We start from the raw sequence: 16,270 nt of genomic DNA, 5'->3' as shown, positions 1-16,270 counted from the left end.
GCATCGCGTCAATGCTTGTGCCTCAAAACATCAAGAATCCTGGCGACCGAACACTGAACTCGCCAACAGTGCCTGCAACCCCATCGGCCGGGCGAAATGATAACCCTGGGCTTGCCCTGCCCCCATTTCACGCAGCAGGTCCAGCGTTGCTTCATCCTCGACCCCTTCAGCCACCACACTCAGGTCCAGCGATTCGGCCATCCGCACAATCGCCCGGACGATCGCGCGACTGCGGGCACTGGTGGTCAGTTCGAGGATGAACGACTTGTCGATTTTCAAACCGCTGAAACGGTATTGATGCACATAGCTCAGGGATGAAAACCCTGCACCGAAGTCATCGAGCACCACCGACATGCCGTTGTCAGCCAGTTGCTGCATGGTCTGGCGGGCAATCGCCGGCTCGGCGACCAGTGCCCCTTCGGTCAACTCCAGGCAGATTCGCGATGGCGAGACCTGGTGCTGCGCCAACAGTGCCAGCACCTCACTGGCGAAGTCGGGACGCGTCATGCTGTAGCTGGAGCAATTGACGTGTACGGGAGGCCAATTGCCGTGCCCGGGCTGTGCGAGGATCGCGGCAATACTGTTCAGCATGTACAGGTCCAGTCGACCGATCAGGCGCAAACCCTCGACATCCGGCAAGAACTCGCCCGGCGCGATCACCCGGCCACCCGGCTGATGCCAACGGATCAGCGCTTCAAGGGCCAACAGTTCACCGGTTTCGACGCTGACGATCGGCTGGAAATACGGCAGCAGTTCGTCAGTGCGCTTGAGCGCGTTGCGCAAGGCCCCTTCACGCTCGACCTGATCCGAGACTTCACGACGCACTTCCTGGTTGAACACCGCGTAACTGTCGCGCCCGGCACTCTTGACCCGGTACATCGCCGCATCGGCATCGCGCAGCAAGTCGGCGGGTTCGTGGTGGAACTGACTGTCGGCGCTGACAATACCGATACTGCACGACGAGAAAACTTCATGGCCATTGATGAAAAACGGCAGGTCGAACGCCACCAGGATCCGTTCGGCGATTTCGATCATCACCTCTAGCGGAGCCTCGGGGGCCAGCACCGAAAACTCATCGCCCCCCAGGCGCGCCAGCATGTCGGTGTCACGCAGGCAGCCGCGCAGACGCTGGGCCGCCTGCATCAACAGCAGGTCGCCAAAGTGGTGGCCGAGGCTGTCGTTGACCATCTTGAAGCGGTCGAGATCGATGAACATCACCGCCAGGTGCCCGCCTTCGCTGCGGAACCGTGACCAGGCCCGGTTGAGGCGCTGTTGCAGATAGGTGCGATTCGGCAACCCGGTCAGCGCATCATGAGCGTTTTCGTGCTGCAACTTGGCATTGGCGTGATCGAGTTCGCGGGTGCGGCTCTGCACCCGGGCTTCCAGCTTGAGGTTGGCGGTATGGATCGCTTCGGCGGCCGTGCGCCGCGACAACGCGGTGTCAATGTGCCGCGACACGAACGTCAGCAGTTCCTGGTCCCGCAGGGTATAGCGCACCTGTGAGGTATAGCTTTGCACCGCCAGCACGCCACGCACCACGTCGTCTTCGAACAATGGAATGCCCAGCCAGGAGCAGGAGCGTACGTTTTCATGTGCAACTTCGATTTCACCCTGTGCAGACAGCCTTTCGGCCTCGGGGGCATCAATCAGGCAAGGTCGACGCTGACGGATCACATACTCAGTCAAGCCCCGGCGCCCTCGCCGTGCCGCCGGGCAAGTCGTCTGCCGCTCATCCACGTAATAGGGAAAAGTCACTTCACCGGTCGCGTCGTCGAACAGTGCTATGTAGAAGTTCTGCGCGAACAGCAGATCACCGACGATGCCATGCAAGGTTTGAAACAACTCGGCCATGTCACCCGGCTGGCTGGACAGTTCTGCAATCTGGAACAGCGCGCTCTGCAGATGTTCGGCGCGCTCCCGGTCGGCCACTTCCTGGCGCAATGCGTCGTTGAGTGCCGAAAGTTCCAGGGTACGACGCATCACCGTTTCTTCCAGGTCCTCTCGGTGCAGAATCCGGTCCAGCGCCATGGCCACGTGGCGGGCGACCACCAGAAACAGCGCGCGGTCTTCAGCGCTGTAGATGCGAGAAACGTCGTAGACCTGCATCGCCAGCATGCCAAACACCTCATCCGAGGCGTTTTTCAACGGTGCGCCCATCCAGAACTCGGGACGATCACCCACGCAGTAGAAACGGTTTTCGGCCTGGGCCGCGAGAATGCCGGCGGCGTCGATCAGCAACGGCTGGCCAGTGGTCAACACCTGCCCGGTCAGCGACAGGCGCGAACGGTCAAGGTATTCGTAGTTTTCCGATTCCAGGGCATCAACGTCGATGATGTCGACGTAATACGGGTAGTCGATCTTGCCCGTGTGCGGGTTATACAGCGCCAGATAGAAATTCTCGGCGTCGATCAGGCTGGCCAGCAGCCGGTGAACCCCCACCAGAAACACCGACCGGTCACGGGTCGAACTGGCCAGATAGGTAATTTCATACAGCACACGCTGAGTGATCTGCGCACGGGCCAGGGTATTGGTCTGCAGTTGAATACCCAGGCGCTGGGCAAACTCGGCGAACGCCGGCTCTGCAGCCTCATTGACTGGCGCGAGCAGCCAACCCAGCACACTTTCGCCCTTACCGGTCGGCCAACGGTGCAAGTTGGAGGTCAGGCAAAAGGCTTCAAACTCGTCATTCGCAACGCTTGAAGGCCATTGCACCTGCGGGTCGCCTTGCCCGACCCAATGCATTGGTTCACCGACGCGATAAAACGCCCAGGCGGTGGTATGGGCCCAATTGCGTGCTGAATCCAGCAAGTGTTCGATCGTGTCGTCATTGCCGGCGTAAGCCATGCCGACAGTTTCAGAATTTCCTGGTGGCTGCAGTGCGGCAACTTCGCAATGGCTCGATTGCCGTGGGGAATCGGTCAATGTACGAAAACTCATCAGCGCTCCCTGAGCCAAAAACTGCTGAAACTCACTTGCCGATTGATAGCAATACGCCATCTAGCTTCCCATTAAAAGCTTATAGCGGTTTTTTTCAATAATTTTGTTCACTTTAAAGCCAATTTTGGGACGGGCCACAAGTTATTCGCTACTGGCCGTCCGGCACAACCATTTCCGCTCGCCACACCCTCGGCAAGCGTCCGGGTCTGTCATGAATAGCCAAGGGAGTGTCGTCAAATGAAAAGCGTCCCCGAATCACCGGCTCTTTAATGGAGGTTCTGAAAAAGCCTCTGGCGATAGAGCCGACGGATGTCATCGCGGCGCCTGAGTCACGAGTTGCCTGGTACGCCAGGCAGGAGAATAACAATATGAAATTCGTGAAAAGTCTTCTGGCTGGCCTACCCCTGATGGCGCTGGCCATCGATGCCCATGCCTATGTATCGAGTCATGAAGCCGCGCGACTGGGCACCAGCCTGACGTGGGTGGGTGCCGAAAAGGCCGGTAATGCCGATGGCTCCATTCCGCCCTACAACGGTGGCCTGACCACGGCCCCATCCAGTTTCAAGACCGGCGACAGCATGCGTCCGGACCCCTTTGCAGACGAAAAACCGCTGCTGGTGATCAACGGCAAGAACGTCGATTCGTACAAAAACCTGCTGACCGCCACCACCGTAGCGTTGGCCAGGCGCTACCCCGGCTTTCGCATCGACGTGTATCCGACCCACCGCACCGCATCGCTACCACAGGCGATACTGGACAACAGCCGCAGGAATGCCACCAACGCCAAGTCCCTCGACGGCGGGATCGCCATCGACAATGTGATGCCCGGAGTGCCGTTCCCGATCCCGCAATCAGGCGCCGAAGCGATGTGGAACTTCCTGCTGCGCTATCAGGGTGTCAACATCCACTCCAAGTACGACTCCTGGAGCGTCGACACGGCGGGCGTACCGAGCCTGGCTGTCACCGGCGAGGCATACGTGTCCTTCCCGATTTACGAGAACCTGTCGAAGCCGTTCAGCAGCTCGGACATTTATTATCAGTTGAAACTGTCCTACACCGGGCCTGCGCGCCGAGCCGGCGAGTCGATCATGCTCAAGAACGCCACCAATGCCACAGAGTTTCCTGGCCGCGCCTGGCAGTACATGCCTGCCCAGCGCCGGGTCAAACAGATTTCGATCCTGGCCTACGACACACCCAACCCCGGTACCGCCCGTGCACTCGAGCTGTATGACTGGACGCTGGTCGGCAAGCAGGAAATGATCGTGCCTTACAACACCTACAAACTCACTTACGCGCGCAACGCCAAATCGCTGACCACCCCCAATTTCATTGCCCCGGATTTCGTACGCTGGGAAAAACACCGGGTCTACGTCGTGGAGGGCAACCTCAAGCCCGGTGCGACGCACATCTACCAGAAGCGCCGCTTTTACCTGGATGAAGATACCTGGGCCGCGGTGGCCTCCGATCAGTACGACACCAGTGGCCAGTTGTATCGTGGCTCCTTCGCGTTCTTCAGCCAGAGCTATGACCAGCAAGTCCCGGACGCCACCCCTTTCATGACCTACGACCTGTCCAAAGGCACCTATAACATCAACGGCGTGGTCGGCCCCCACGGTGGCATCCGTTACATCGAGCCGCTGTCGACGGCGCAGTGGGTGCCAGAGTCGATGGCGGGTAGCGGTATTCGCTAGGTCTGCCTTGATGCAACGCATCGATGATGCATGACCGCTACATGACAAAGCCCCAGGCTCGAAAGAACCTGGGGCTTGAGTTTTCGAGTGGTGCGCGAGCTACAAGGATCAGCTCTCAGAGGAAGTGACCGGGTCCTGACTGGCTTCAGCCGCCAGCTTCAATCGGTCGGCTTTACAAATGTATTTAGGCTTGTTCTTCGGTGCCAGTTTGGCACTGGCCTTTTTGGCCTTCTCCTTGAACAGCTGCTTCAGTTTCTTTTGACGGTTCATGTTGTGCTACTCAGCCTGTAATTCTTCAATGATATCAGCTTGAGACATTCAACCGATTCAACTTTGCGGCGCCATGATCCTGAGCCAGGGCCAGCGAGCCTGATAACTTTTCGCCTTCTGATCGAACAAGTCCGGCCGGGGATTCTTCGGATTGATTCGAAGCAGCCCGTACTCTGTGTCGGCCAGACCGTTGGGCGCATAGACCTCGCCCGTTTCGACATCCAGACCGATGCAGGTGCCGGCAATCAGGTAGCGATCAATCCCGTCCTTGGCCGACTCAAGTTTTGGATAATCCCCACCAAACCGCTGGCCATACCACAGGTGAACGCGAGCCTGATTCTTGAACTCAATGTTCACGTCGAGGTCCCGGAACAGACGCTGACCTGATTGGATGACCTCATTTTCGGCTTCCCACGACAGGTCGTCATCGAAGTAAAAGACATCGTAGTCTTTCACGCCCCACTCTGGCGGTCGCTGAGACTGATGATTCCACACGGCCTGGAACAGGCAACCGGCAGTGAGCATGCATTGGCTCAAACCGAGCTCAGGCAAGCGAGCGGAAATTTCTGCGTTTACCGGGTTGGTCATTGCGATCCTGACGAGGCTTTCGACAGTCAATGTCATTGTCATTCCTTAAAAATCGAACGGGTCCCGGCGACCGACAATACCCTCGGTGCTTTTCAAATTCGAGAAGACATTGCCCTTTGCTCTCCCTCGGTCAATCTGGCGCGAATCATGCGTGATTCAACGGCACGAAGTCGGTGTTGACTATGCGGATGACACTTTTGAAGTGTGTCGCCTCATAGCCTACCCCGATAATCGATAGCTTACTGACGAATTGTCGAGGTCAAGCATGACGAACGCAACGATGGAACAAGTCAGCCCGCAAACGCTGAGAAGAGGGATTGTGGCCGCCGGCATCGGCAATTTCGTCGAGTGGTTCGACTTCGCCGTTTATGGCTTTTTGGCCACGACCATTGCCCAGCAATTTTTCCCTAGCGGCGATGCCAGTGCCGCGCTGCTCAAGACCTTTGCGGTATTCGCCGTGGCCTTCGCGTTTCGGCCCCTTGGCGGGATTTTCTTCGGCATGCTCGGCGACCGGATCGGCCGCAAGCGAACCCTGGCGATGACCATTCTGCTGATGGCCGGGGCGACGACCTTGATCGGTCTGCTGCCCACTTATGCGGCGATCGGGGTCATGGCGCCGGTTCTTCTCTCCCTGATCCGTTGCGCTCAGGGTTTTTCTGCCGGTGGCGAATACGCCGGTGCCTGTGCCTACCTGATGGAGCATGCACCGAGTGACAAACGCGCCTGGTACGGCAGCTTCATTCCGGTGTCGACATTTTCCGCGTTTGCCGCGGCAGCCGTGGTGGCCTACGCACTCGAGGCGTCATTGTCGGCCGAAGCCATGGGCAGTTGGGGATGGCGTCTGCCGTTCCTGATTGCCGCGCCCCTGGGCCTGGTAGGTCTTTACTTGCGCTGGAAGCTCGATGAGACACCGGCATTCCAGGCGGTGACCCAGGAACATGCGGTCGCACACTCCCCACTCAAGGAAACCTTGCGCAACCATGGTGCGGCGATCTGTTGCCTGGGCGCTTTTGTGTCCCTGACGGCACTGTCGTTTTATATGTTCACCACCTATTTCGCGACCTACCTGCAAGTCGCGGGTGGCCTGAGTCGCGCCACGGCGTTGCTGGTATCACTGATTGCACTGCTGTTCGCCGCGGCGATCTGCCCCCTGGCCGGGCTGTATTCGGACCGGGTCGGGCGTCGGGTGACGGTGATGACGGCTTGCGCGCTGTTGATCGTGGCCGTGTACCCATCGTTTCTGATGGCCAGTTCCGGCTCGTTCGCAGCGTCCATCGTCGGCGTCATGCTCCTGGCGATTGGCGCGGTGTTGTGTGGTGTGGTGACGGCGGCCCTGCTTTCGGAAACCTTCCCTACCCGTACCCGCTACACCGCCTCGGCGATCACCTACAACATGGCGTACACCATTTTCGGCGGTACCGCTCCGCTGGTGGCGACATGGCTGATCAGCACCACCGGCAGCAACCTGTCGCCGGCGTTCTATCTGATCGCTGTTGCATTGCTCGCGCTGGCGGGCGGGCTGGCATTACCGGAGACTTCAAGGATTTCCCTGCATGACGTTGCGTCGCAGGAAAAAGGCGCAAGCGTGAGCGCTGCGGCCTGAAAATGGCGTTGCGGGTCAACCGCCCCGGATTCACACGCTACGCTACTGCCTGAAGTTTCCGAACATCAGGCATTAACGTGGCGAAAAAGGGGGAATCAACCCGTGCAGGCACTCTTTGCGTTTCTCAATGCCAACCCCTACATGCTGCTGTTCCTGGTGGTGAGCCTGGCGGTGCTGATTGGCCGCTTCACCATCAAGGGTTACGGATTGGGTACAGTCGGCGGCGCCATCGTGGTTGGCTGTGGCATCGCCATTGCCGCATCCCTCTATGGCGTCACGTTCAAGCTCGACACGTTCACCATGAACCTCTTCTACTACCTGTTCATGTACGGAGTCGGCTTGCGCGTCGGTCCCTCCTTCTTCAATAGCCTGAAGGATGACGGGCTGAAGTTCACCCTCCTGGCGGTCATTTGCAGTGTGTTCAGTCTGGCCGTAGTGGTCGTGGGCACCCGTCTTTTGAACTTGCCGACTGGCGCGGCCGGCGGAATCCTCGCCGGGGCCACGACCATGTCCTCCGCCATCGGCTCGGCCGAACAGGCGGTGGCCTCAGGCGCCGTCCACCTCGCACCGGGCGACACGGTCGAGGGGGTGTCCGCGATGATTACCCTGTCCTATGGCATTACTTACATCTGGGGCACCGTCGGCATCGTACTGATGTGCAAATACATGCCGCGCTGGTGGGGTGTCGATGCAAAGGCGGCAGCCCGTCGTTATGAGGAGCAGCATGGGATGCATGATCTCGAGGACGACGGCCTCACCGCTGACAAGGCCTTCGGATTGCGTGCTTATCGCCTGGAAAACCGCACGACTGCCGGCCTCACCATCCGCGAATTGCTCGCTCGATTCCCTGAATATCGTATCGTCAATGTGCATCACGGCGATGAGGCGATAGGGGCAGACCCTGATATCCGGTTGCAGTTGGGGGATGTGATTACCCTTGGAGGCACACGTACGGGCCTCACCGCCAACATCGGCCTGATCGGCCCGGAGGTCGATGACGCGAAGGCGCTCGCGGTAACACTGGATCATGCGGAGATCCTGGTCACCGAGAAAGCCGTCATCGGCAAGAAGCTCAAGGAGTTCCGCGGACTGGACCTGGCCGGGCAGCTTCAGCTGACTCGCATCCAGCGTGGCGGTGTACCACTACCCGTGGGGCCGGAGACTATGTTGCAACGCCGCGACGTGCTTTTCGTCACCGGCCTGTCCGGCGCGGTGCAACGCGCGGGCGAATTGTTCGGCGTCATCGCCCGGCCCAGCAGCCTGACCGATTTGTTGACACTGTTTGCCGGAATGACCCTGGGGCTGCTGATCGGTTTGATCCAGTTCCCCGCCTTTGGCGCTTCGGTCGGCCTGGGTAGCGCCGGTGGCCTGATGGTGTCGGGCATCATCGTCTCGTCCCTGTCCTCGCGCCTGCGCTTCTTCGGCAATACGCCAAACGCTGCGCGTAACATCCTTGAGGACATGGGCCTGCTGGTGTTCGTTGCCATTGTCGGGATCAATGCCGGCGCCACCCTGCTCGCTCAACTGACGGGAACGCTCGCCGTGCAGATATTCCTGGTGGGCTTCGTCGCCTGCATGCTGCCGCCGATCGCCGTCTGGGTGGTTGGCTATCACTTGATGAAAATCAATCCGGCGGTATTGATGGGCGGTATGGCCGGCGCCCGCAGTCATTCCGGACCGTGCCTCGAGGCCGCGGCGGAGATCGGCAGCAACGTGCCCTGGGTCGGTTTTCCCGTAGCCTTTGCAGTCTCGGGAATCCTGCTGACGGTCCTTGGCTACTTCGCCATGGTCTTCGCCAATTGACGCTGCTCACCTGTAGGAGCGAGCTTGCTCGCGATGGACTCAAGGGCGCTGCGTTCATTCAATGAGGGCGCGTTTTCGTTAACGTCCATCGCGAGCAAGCTCGCTCCTACACAGAATCCATCAGGGCAACGCATATACCCTGAACAGTTTTTTCACGGTCAGGTTGGTCCCTCCCAGATACTGGTCGTAGGCTTTTTCCACGAAGCCCGAGTAATAGGCTTCACTCAGGGCCGTATCGACCAGCAAGCGGAAGTCTTCGTCGTTGCGATCCACGATCATTGCCACCGGCGAGTACTCGAAGATGCGGTCCAGGATCATCAGGTTTTTCGCCGCGCCTTCCTTGGCGATTTCGTTTCGCAGCAGCATGCGTTCGGAGAAGAAGGCATCGGCCTTGCCCTCGGCAACCAGCTTGAAGCCCTCGTCGATGTTGGCCACGGTCACCAGCGAGGCGATCACGTTGAGCAGGCGCATCTGCTCGCGAATCCAGTCTTCGGTCACCCCGCCCTCGAGGGTGGCGTAGGTGTGGTTGGCCAGACCATTGTTGATGCTGGCACGCCAGGTCGGGCCGGTATTGGCAACCTTGCCATTGAGCACATTGAGCAAGGGTTCGGCGGCATCGTTGCGCACCACGACCGAGAGGCCGGCGGTGTAGATCGGTATGGAGTAGCTGATCATCTTGCGCCGCTCCAGGGTCGGCGGAGTCGGTGTGCAGAGGATATCGACCTTGCCCTGGCTCACAGCACTGACCTCGTCCGAAATCTTTACGGGTTGGTAGTGCACTTGCAGGTCGGGCAGGCCCAGCTCGCTCTTGAGTTTGTCGGCGACTTTCAGGCACAGGTCGATGGCATAACCGCTGGCCTTGTCGCCTTCCTGCTTGCTGAAAGGAGCCAGTTCAGGCAAGTAACCCAGGGTAAAGGTGTGGCTGCTGCGCACGCGTTCAAGGGTGTTGGCGCCGGCCACTAGCGGCAGCGTCGAGAGTGCGAAGGCCAGCAGCAGTCTGGTGGTTGTGGCAAATGGTACGTTCATGTCCGGTTTCCCCGTATGCAGATGTCTGTGCAGTCCTGATGGCCACGCCTAAGGGTTGCCGGCCCTGGCCTGATTGACGGATGGCGCTTCGGTGAAGCGCTTAGCGAGGAATCCATACAGCAGGTAGCCGACCGCGAGCACCAGGGTGCCGCCCATCACTGCGTCCTTGCCGCAGGCATACAGGGCGTACAGGGAGTACGTCATTGCAATCAGCAACACCACCACGTTACGCGAGTATATGGCCGATGAGACCCCGGCTTTGTGCATGATCACCAGCAGGCCCGTCAGCGCAGTGATATAGGGGATCAGGTTGGTGACCGCTGCCAGGCTGACCAGCTTGCTGAACTGGGCGGCAGCGTCGGGCGAAATGGTCGACAGGGCCATGAGGGTCTGCAGCACGCCGCAGACGATCATGCCGACGACGGGCGCATTCATCGAGTTGACCTTGCTGAACAGCTTGAGGAACAGGTTCTGGTCGGCCGTCATCTTCGCGGTTTGCGCCAGGGTGAATTGCCAGCCCAGCAGCGAACCGACGCAGGCCATGACCGCCAGGGCCATGACGATATTGCCGACCATCGGGCTGAATATCGTGGCGTAGACCAACGCGAAGGGCGCCGTGGATTTGGCCAGGTCAGCATTGGGAATGATGCCCTGGATGACGGTGGTCGACAGCACATAGACCACGGCAGCACCCAGGGTGCCGAACAGGCAGGCCAACGGCACGTTGCGCTTGGGGTTTTCCACGGCATCGGTGGCCTGGGCCGCCGATTCCATGCCCAGGAAGGCCCACAGGGTCAAGGGAATGGCTTTGGCGACGGCTTCGGAAATCGGCAGGCTGTTCGGGTTCCAGGCGGCGGCCAGCACATCAGGCTTGAACCAGAACCAGCCGATGATGCTCAGGCCCGCGACCGGAATGATCACGCCCCACACCGTGAATGCGCCGATCTTGCCGGTGATGCCCGGGCCACCGAAGTTGGCGAAGGTGGTCAGCCAGATCAGCGCGATCGTGCCGACGCACAGCGGAATGGCCCCCGTGCCCAACCAGGGCACGAAGGCCGTCATGTAGCCCACCGCCGAAATGGCCACGGCCACGTTGGCGATGGCCAGTGACAGGAAGTACAGGTACGAGCAGAGGAAAAAGCCCGACTTTGAATGGGCTTCTTCGGTGTAGGCGGACAAGCCGCCGGAACGCGGACAGAAGACCCCGCACTGGGCAAAGCAGTAGGCGATGGCCATCGAGCCGATCGCGGTGAAGATCCATGACAGCAGCGAGACGGCGCCCAGTTGCGCCATATTGGTGGGCAACATGATGATACCCGAGCCCATCATGTTGACCGTGACCAGCGTCGTGAGCCCCATCAGGCTCATTTTCTTGCTTGAATCAGCCATCGCAAACTCCTTGCTTTTTCAGAGTCTTGAACCTGGGCCTGGCGACGTTCAGCACGCAGCCGGACAGGTGGGCTAATGCTCACTGCTTGAACAGGTAAACCTTGCAGGTTGGGTATTGCACAGAATGATGCTGTCGTCGTGTTCCTGCGTCATGGTCACGATCACGACGAAGAAGCGCTGCGCCAAACAGGAAAATGACACGGGCATCACGAAAGGAATCCCGGCCCGCATCGCCGGCCGCGATTTTCAAAGCGTTCATAACCAGAATCTCTCGGTCTGTTTGACGTTGAAGTTCCTGGGACGAGTAGCTGTCGAGGCATCATGTCCCGGGGTCAGGAGCGATTGCCCTATTGGGTATAGTTCAAATTTACAAACTGTTACTTCTTGCCGGATTTTTTTCCGGGCCTTTTTGCGTGGTTCGTGGCGATGAAACACCCCATCGGTTGCATCCAGCCTTTGGGGTGCAGCTCATCCTGCTGTCAGGTGCGTCCTGCGGAACCTGTGACCGGTAGATTCCCCAGCAGCTTGAGCCCGGTACTCTTCACGAAAGTCTCATAGTCCATCGGCCTCTCGATCCGGGTTTCACCGTTAGGCAGCACGTAGGCCCAGGCACGTTTGGACGATGCGTCGTACACCAGCTTGAACAGGCGCGTTGGCACCCAGACCTGATTGTCGCCGATGGTGGAGTGGCCAGGGTCAAACAGCGGGCCGGTAAAAACAAACACGTTGCCATCGGCTCGCTTGGCAAACTTCCTGACATCCGACTCGACCTTGCTCCAGATCTTGCGATTGTTGTTCGGGTCTTGCGGCACCATGTTCGACAGCGCAAAGGATTGGGCCATGGCATTGGGGGTCGGTGCATCGGCGGCCGGGGATTGATGGCCACGGTCCACGGCCGGGTGCTGGCTGCGGTAGTCGCTCAATTCAGCGCGCCCACTCTTGGGGATGCGTGGGTCCGGGTAGAACTGGTTGGTGCGCTCCTCCCCTTTGGCATCCTGCAACTGGGCTGCATTCAGGCGTTCGACCACGACCAGCGGGGTCTTGCTGGTTTGCGAGTACAGCACTGCGAAATTGTCGGAACACAAAGCCAGGGGTTTCATGGTTGCCGGCACAGTGGCGGTGTTGATCGGTTTCGCTGCCGGGAACAGATCGGCGCAGCCGTCAAACGATGCCTGTCTCTGTTTGTTCGAGTAGAGGTCCAGGGCCGCGCTCTGGCTGATCGAGCCCGAGCGGGACGTTTGTTCATGATGCGCGGCGGGCGGTTTGAGCAGATCCAGCAGACTGCGGGCTTCTGCCCCGGTCGAGAGCAAAACAAGGGCCGACAGCCCAACTGCAATTTTGCGTAGGTGCATGGGTTAAATCTTCGAATGGAATTGAGGGGGTAACCGTATGGCGAGTCCCGATTCACCGAACCAGGTGGAGGCTGTTGCTGATTATGTGGCGGCGAGCATGCTTTCACTGTCCTTGATCAAATTGCCGATGCGGGGCCGGTCGGTTCCGGGCAGCTCGACCGCCGAGGGTCGAGCGCGGTTTATTGACCATGCCAGCACAGGTTAGTGCTGGGCAGCGTTCAGAATTCTATTCGCCAGTGTCGACCTGGAGCTCATGCAGAATAAACCCAAGAGAATCCGGGGCTGCGCGATGAGTTTTTTCCGAGCGCTGTTCATCCCATGGCATCGCGTCATCGGTGCAGAAGTCGCCAACACACGCCAGGCTCAACTCGACATCGAGAAGCCCAAGCGGAATCCAGAAGTAAGGCGTCTCACGAAGAGGATTGGGTACGGTCGAGCCACACTGCGAGCAAAAGTCATTCCTGTACCCGCTGGGCTTGCGCCAACTGGAGATCGCACCTTGCCCTTCGTCCCAGCGAAAGTCGCCAGCCTTGACCAGCGTGGCGAGATTATGGCCAACCCCGGTTTGCTTGCGACACAGGGAGCAATGGCAGCGATAAAAAAATCGCGGTTCAACCGCCAGGGAAAAACGTACAGCCCCGCAAAGACATTGTCCTGATGTCATGTGTCTCTCCATTGAAGAACGATTCACCGAGTTAATTGCCGGCTTGAATGCTGGCATCGGCAAAGAGGTGGCCGTCATGGTACTGGCCTTTCATTGCCATGGAAAATGCCGTCCCCGGCCACCGCATCAATGCCTGTGGTGGATGACTTATCCGGTACCGCTCGATACCCTTTCGCATCCAGGTGCCTGACGGCCATTCAGGCCAGACCACACTCCATCCAGACGAACGAATAATGAAATCCTCCGCCGGTTTGCTGTTGTCAGGTATCGAGCTGGACCGTGCCAGTTCCATCCCCTTGTACCGCCAGCTCTACTTGCAGATTCGCAAACAGATTCTCAGTGGCAGGATTCAGGGCGGCGTACGTCTGCCGTCCACCCGGACCTTGAGCAAAGAACTGCAGCTTTCGCGAATCAGCATTCTCAATGCGTTCGATCAACTGATTGCCGAAGGTTTCCTGACGTCGCGGACCGGGGCCGGGACCTATGTCGGCCATGAATGGGAAGGCCGCGGTATTGATGACGACACGCACCAGCGCCAGCCTCCTCGCCTGTCCGATCTGAGCCAGTCCATGCTGTCGTTGCGCAGCGATCATTTCCGAGGCGTTTCCTATGCTGACTGGGCGACCGGGAGCCCGACCTCGTTCCTGCCCAGTCACAGCGCTTACGATGCGTTCCCGCAAACTGTCTGGAAGCGGCTGTTGAACCGCCACCTGCACAAGCCGACCAAGGCCATGCTCGGCTATGGCGAACTGCAAGGATTGCTGGCCCTGCGCGAGGCGATTGCCGAATACGTCTTCGATGCCCGGGGCATCGACTGCAGTGCCGAGCAGGTGGTCATCGTTTCCGGCGCCCAGCAAGCCTTCAACCTGCTGGGCATGCTTTTGCTCAATCCGCAGGACAGCTTCTGGATGGAGGATCCCGGACATATCGCGGCGCGTATTGCGCTGCAGGCCCAAGGGGGACTGGTCGTGCCGTTGCGTATCGACGAACAGGGGATCGATATCCAGCAAGGCCTGGCTCTATGTCCTGACGCCCGCCTGGTGTTTACCACCCCTTCTCGTCAGCATCCCTTGGGCATCACCATGAGTTACGCCCGGCGCCAGGAACTCATCGACTGGGCTGCGCGCAATCAAAGCTGGATCATCGAGGACGACTGCGACAGTGAGTTTCGCTACAACGGCCGCCCCCTGCCGGCACTCTATGCCATGGACCAATGGGCCCGGGTCATCTACGCCGGAACGTTCAGCAAAGTGCTCTTCCCTTCGCTACGACTGGGCTACGTGATACTGCCGAACGCCTTGATCGAACCCTTCTGCACCCTGCGGGCGGTCATGGATCGCAGCCCGCCCACACTGCTACAGGCCGTCACGGCAGACTTCATGCGCGAAGGCCACTTTCTCGGTCATATTCGGCGAATGCGTGCGCTGTACCAGGCTCGCCAGCAAGCATTGGTCGAACAACTGCAGCAACAGCTGGGCACTTTCTTCAGGATCACGCCCGTGGAAGCCGGCATGCACCTGATCGCCTGGTTACCCGCGCATCTTGACGACGACACCCTGGCCAGGGAGCTCGGCCAGCATGGCATTCATACCTATCCCCTGAGTGACTACTGCGTCGAGCATGTCTTGCCACCGGCGCTACTGATCGGTTTTGCCAGCACCCCTGAGGACCAGGCCCGCGCGCGCGTCGAAGCGCTTGCCCAGGCCTTGAGCAAATTGGGCTATCTGCAGCAGGCCACTTGACGCAAGGCAAGTGGTCTTATGATTTAACTGATAATGGATCTATCGAGAGTTCCTGACTGGCGCGATAAAGGCTGCGCCGGTAGACCCGGCGTCTGAACCAGGAACGACTCGAATGAACAATAAGATCCAGGAACGATTCAACGCCTTGCTCAGCCATAAGGCTGTCGAGGCCGCTGCTCCTCCCGTACTGAACGAGGCACTGGCCCGCCAGTTGCTCGACCGACTCGGGCAACTGCGCCTGTTTGCACATGCCTACCCCCTGCTGACCAACCTGACCCACGGCCGTGTCACCCCTGGCGACCTGCTGGACTTTGCCTATCGCCACGAACTGCAGGGTCTGAGCCTGCACTTGCTCGACGGTGAGGAAAACAGCCTGAGTCAAATGACACCTGCACAGCTCCAGGCGTTCGCGGCCAAGGCCAGTGCACTCGGCCTGGATGTGCATCTGGAAATCAGCAGCACCTTGAAAAAAGATGTCGATCAAGTGATCGCCATTGCCAAGGCGCTGGGCACCCGCAACATCCGTGTCTACTCACGCTACGAAGGGGCGCTGTCCCGGGTCATGGACCTGATCGAGACAGATCTCGACTACCTCGCGCAACAGGCAGACGAGCACGACCTGTTCTTCGACTTCGAGCAGCATGAGGAACTCAAGAGCGCTGAAATCGCGCAACTGCTGAACCGTCTGAACCACCCACGGCTGCATGCCTTGTTCGATTTCGGCAACATGATCAACGCCTGCGAACAGCCCCTAGCGGCACTGCGCACCCTGGCGCCGCACATACGCCAGACCCACCTCAAGGGTGTGCGCATCGTCCCCGAGCAAAACGGCTTCGGGCATTACGGCGTGCTGCAGGGCTGTGCCGAAGACGACCTGCCCAACGCTCGCATGTTGTTCGAACTGCTGATGCTCGGCGAGTCAACCCCGCAAGTGATCGCCTTCATTCTCGAGCAGGAAAACCACTACGTCGCCCCGGCGTTCCGCCAGCTTGACGAAGCCGCCGACCCGTTCATTGCGTACCGGGAAATGAGTGAAACAGCGCTGCCGGAAGGCTACTCGCTGGAGCGAATGCTGGCCGATGAACACCGTTGGGCAAACAACCAGGTCGCCTACGTACGAAGCCTGTTGGCCGAGTTCCGGACACTGGCCGAGTTGACCCTGGCTCATTGCGCCAGCGCCTGAACCTGACGTGCCGACCGGCACT

General features: G+C 59.4%; 13 protein-coding genes. 5 read left to right on the top strand and 8 right to left on the bottom strand.

Annotated elements, in window-relative coordinates:
* Positions 1–30: 30 nt before the first annotated feature.
* Positions 31–2,937, bottom strand: a complete 2,907-nt coding sequence (locus PMI31_RS16150; protein WP_008019211.1) for a sensor domain-containing phosphodiesterase — start codon at positions 2,935–2,937, stop codon at positions 31–33.
* A gap of 368 nt (positions 2,938–3,305) precedes the next feature.
* Between PMI31_RS16150 and PMI31_RS16145 the strand changes: the two genes are divergently transcribed.
* Complete coding sequence (locus PMI31_RS16145) at positions 3,306–4,628, top strand: DUF1329 domain-containing protein (protein WP_008019210.1); 1,323 nt, start codon at positions 3,306–3,308, stop codon at positions 4,626–4,628.
* A gap of 108 nt (positions 4,629–4,736) precedes the next feature.
* Here the strand turns inward: PMI31_RS16145 and PMI31_RS29980 are convergent, their stop codons facing one another.
* Positions 4,737–4,898, bottom strand: coding sequence for a DUF2986 domain-containing protein (locus tag PMI31_RS29980; protein WP_008019209.1), 162 nt, complete (start codon positions 4,896–4,898; stop codon positions 4,737–4,739).
* Positions 4,899–4,955: 57 nt separating this feature from the next.
* Positions 4,956–5,522: a nucleotidyltransferase family protein gene (locus PMI31_RS16140; protein WP_008019208.1), complete on the bottom strand. Its 567-nt coding sequence runs from the start codon at positions 5,520–5,522 to the stop codon at positions 4,956–4,958.
* Between the two features lie 229 nt (positions 5,523–5,751).
* On the opposite strand from PMI31_RS16140, the gene PMI31_RS16135 reads away from it, so the two are divergent.
* Together PMI31_RS16135 and PMI31_RS16130 are read left to right on the top strand one after the other, a co-directional pair.
* Positions 5,752–7,089 (top strand): MFS transporter, encoded by a 1,338-nt coding sequence (locus PMI31_RS16135; protein WP_008019207.1) that lies wholly within the window; start codon positions 5,752–5,754, stop codon positions 7,087–7,089.
* 102 nt (positions 7,090–7,191) lie between these two features.
* Positions 7,192–8,892: an aspartate:alanine exchanger family transporter gene (locus tag PMI31_RS16130; protein ID WP_008019206.1), complete on the top strand. Its 1,701-nt coding sequence runs from the start codon at positions 7,192–7,194 to the stop codon at positions 8,890–8,892.
* Positions 8,893–9,012: 120 nt separating this feature from the next.
* Here the strand turns inward: PMI31_RS16130 and PMI31_RS16125 are convergent, their stop codons facing one another.
* The 5 genes from PMI31_RS16125 to PMI31_RS29975 all read right to left on the bottom strand — a co-directional run bounded on the left by PMI31_RS16125 (position 9,013) and on the right by PMI31_RS29975 (position 13,323).
* The gene (locus tag PMI31_RS16125; protein WP_008019204.1) at positions 9,013–9,918 is read right to left on the bottom strand and encodes an amino acid ABC transporter substrate-binding protein; all 906 of its coding nucleotides are present in this window, start codon (positions 9,916–9,918) and stop codon (positions 9,013–9,015) included.
* Between the two features lie 48 nt (positions 9,919–9,966).
* Positions 9,967–11,307, bottom strand: a complete 1,341-nt coding sequence (potE, locus tag PMI31_RS16120; RefSeq protein WP_008019202.1) for a putrescine-ornithine antiporter — start codon at positions 11,305–11,307, stop codon at positions 9,967–9,969.
* Between the two features lie 79 nt (positions 11,308–11,386).
* The gene (locus PMI31_RS16115; RefSeq protein WP_043302419.1) at positions 11,387–11,566 is read right to left on the bottom strand and encodes a hypothetical protein; all 180 of its coding nucleotides are present in this window, start codon (positions 11,564–11,566) and stop codon (positions 11,387–11,389) included.
* A 220-nt stretch (positions 11,567–11,786) separates the two neighbouring features.
* Positions 11,787–12,659: a DNA/RNA non-specific endonuclease gene (locus PMI31_RS16110; RefSeq protein ID WP_008019201.1), complete on the bottom strand. Its 873-nt coding sequence runs from the start codon at positions 12,657–12,659 to the stop codon at positions 11,787–11,789.
* A 226-nt stretch (positions 12,660–12,885) separates the two neighbouring features.
* Positions 12,886–13,323 (bottom strand): GFA family protein, encoded by a 438-nt coding sequence (locus PMI31_RS29975; RefSeq protein ID WP_081500310.1) that lies wholly within the window; start codon positions 13,321–13,323, stop codon positions 12,886–12,888.
* Positions 13,324–13,556: 233 nt separating this feature from the next.
* On the opposite strand from PMI31_RS29975, the gene pdxR reads away from it, so the two are divergent.
* Positions 13,557–15,065, top strand: coding sequence for a MocR-like pyridoxine biosynthesis transcription factor PdxR (pdxR, locus tag PMI31_RS16100; RefSeq protein WP_008019199.1), 1,509 nt, complete (start codon positions 13,557–13,559; stop codon positions 15,063–15,065).
* A gap of 112 nt (positions 15,066–15,177) precedes the next feature.
* Entirely contained in the window at positions 15,178–16,248 is a 1,071-nt protein-coding gene (locus PMI31_RS16095; protein WP_008019198.1) for a sugar phosphate isomerase/epimerase family protein, read from the top strand.
* Positions 16,249–16,270 lie beyond the last annotated feature (22 nt).

It is taken from the genome of Pseudomonas sp. GM55, assembly GCF_000282395.1.
Taxonomy (GTDB): domain Bacteria; phylum Pseudomonadota; class Gammaproteobacteria; order Pseudomonadales; family Pseudomonadaceae; genus Aquipseudomonas; species Aquipseudomonas fluorescens_CC.
The sequence above is the reverse complement of the archived record's forward strand: the minus strand, read 5'-3'. Positions and strand labels throughout refer to the sequence as shown.

What these genes read in the sequence shown, in the direction of transcription:
- PMI31_RS16150 (WP_008019211.1), bottom strand. Translation starts at nt 2,937, where the DNA reads ATGAGTTTTCGTACATTGACCGATTCCCCACGGCAATCGAGCCATTGC.
- PMI31_RS16145 (WP_008019210.1), top strand. Translation starts at nt 3,306, where the DNA reads ATGAAATTCGTGAAAAGTCTTCTGGCTGGCCTACCCCTGATGGCGCTG.
- PMI31_RS29980 (WP_008019209.1), bottom strand. Translation starts at nt 4,898, where the DNA reads ATGAACCGTCAAAAGAAACTGAAGCAGCTGTTCAAGGAGAAGGCCAAA.
- PMI31_RS16140 (WP_008019208.1), bottom strand. Translation starts at nt 5,522, where the DNA reads ATGACATTGACTGTCGAAAGCCTCGTCAGGATCGCAATGACCAACCCG.
- PMI31_RS16135 (WP_008019207.1), top strand. Translation starts at nt 5,752, where the DNA reads ATGACGAACGCAACGATGGAACAAGTCAGCCCGCAAACGCTGAGAAGA.
- PMI31_RS16125 (WP_008019204.1), bottom strand. Translation starts at nt 9,918, where the DNA reads ATGAACGTACCATTTGCCACAACCACCAGACTGCTGCTGGCCTTCGCA.
- potE (WP_008019202.1), bottom strand. Translation starts at nt 11,307, where the DNA reads ATGGCTGATTCAAGCAAGAAAATGAGCCTGATGGGGCTCACGACGCTG.
- PMI31_RS16115 (WP_043302419.1), bottom strand. Translation starts at nt 11,566, where the DNA reads ATGAACGCTTTGAAAATCGCGGCCGGCGATGCGGGCCGGGATTCCTTT.
- PMI31_RS16110 (WP_008019201.1), bottom strand. Translation starts at nt 12,659, where the DNA reads ATGCACCTACGCAAAATTGCAGTTGGGCTGTCGGCCCTTGTTTTGCTC.
- PMI31_RS29975 (WP_081500310.1), bottom strand. Translation starts at nt 13,323, where the DNA reads ATGACATCAGGACAATGTCTTTGCGGGGCTGTACGTTTTTCCCTGGCG.
- pdxR (WP_008019199.1), top strand. Translation starts at nt 13,557, where the DNA reads ATGAAATCCTCCGCCGGTTTGCTGTTGTCAGGTATCGAGCTGGACCGT.
- PMI31_RS16095 (WP_008019198.1), top strand. Translation starts at nt 15,178, where the DNA reads ATGAACAATAAGATCCAGGAACGATTCAACGCCTTGCTCAGCCATAAG.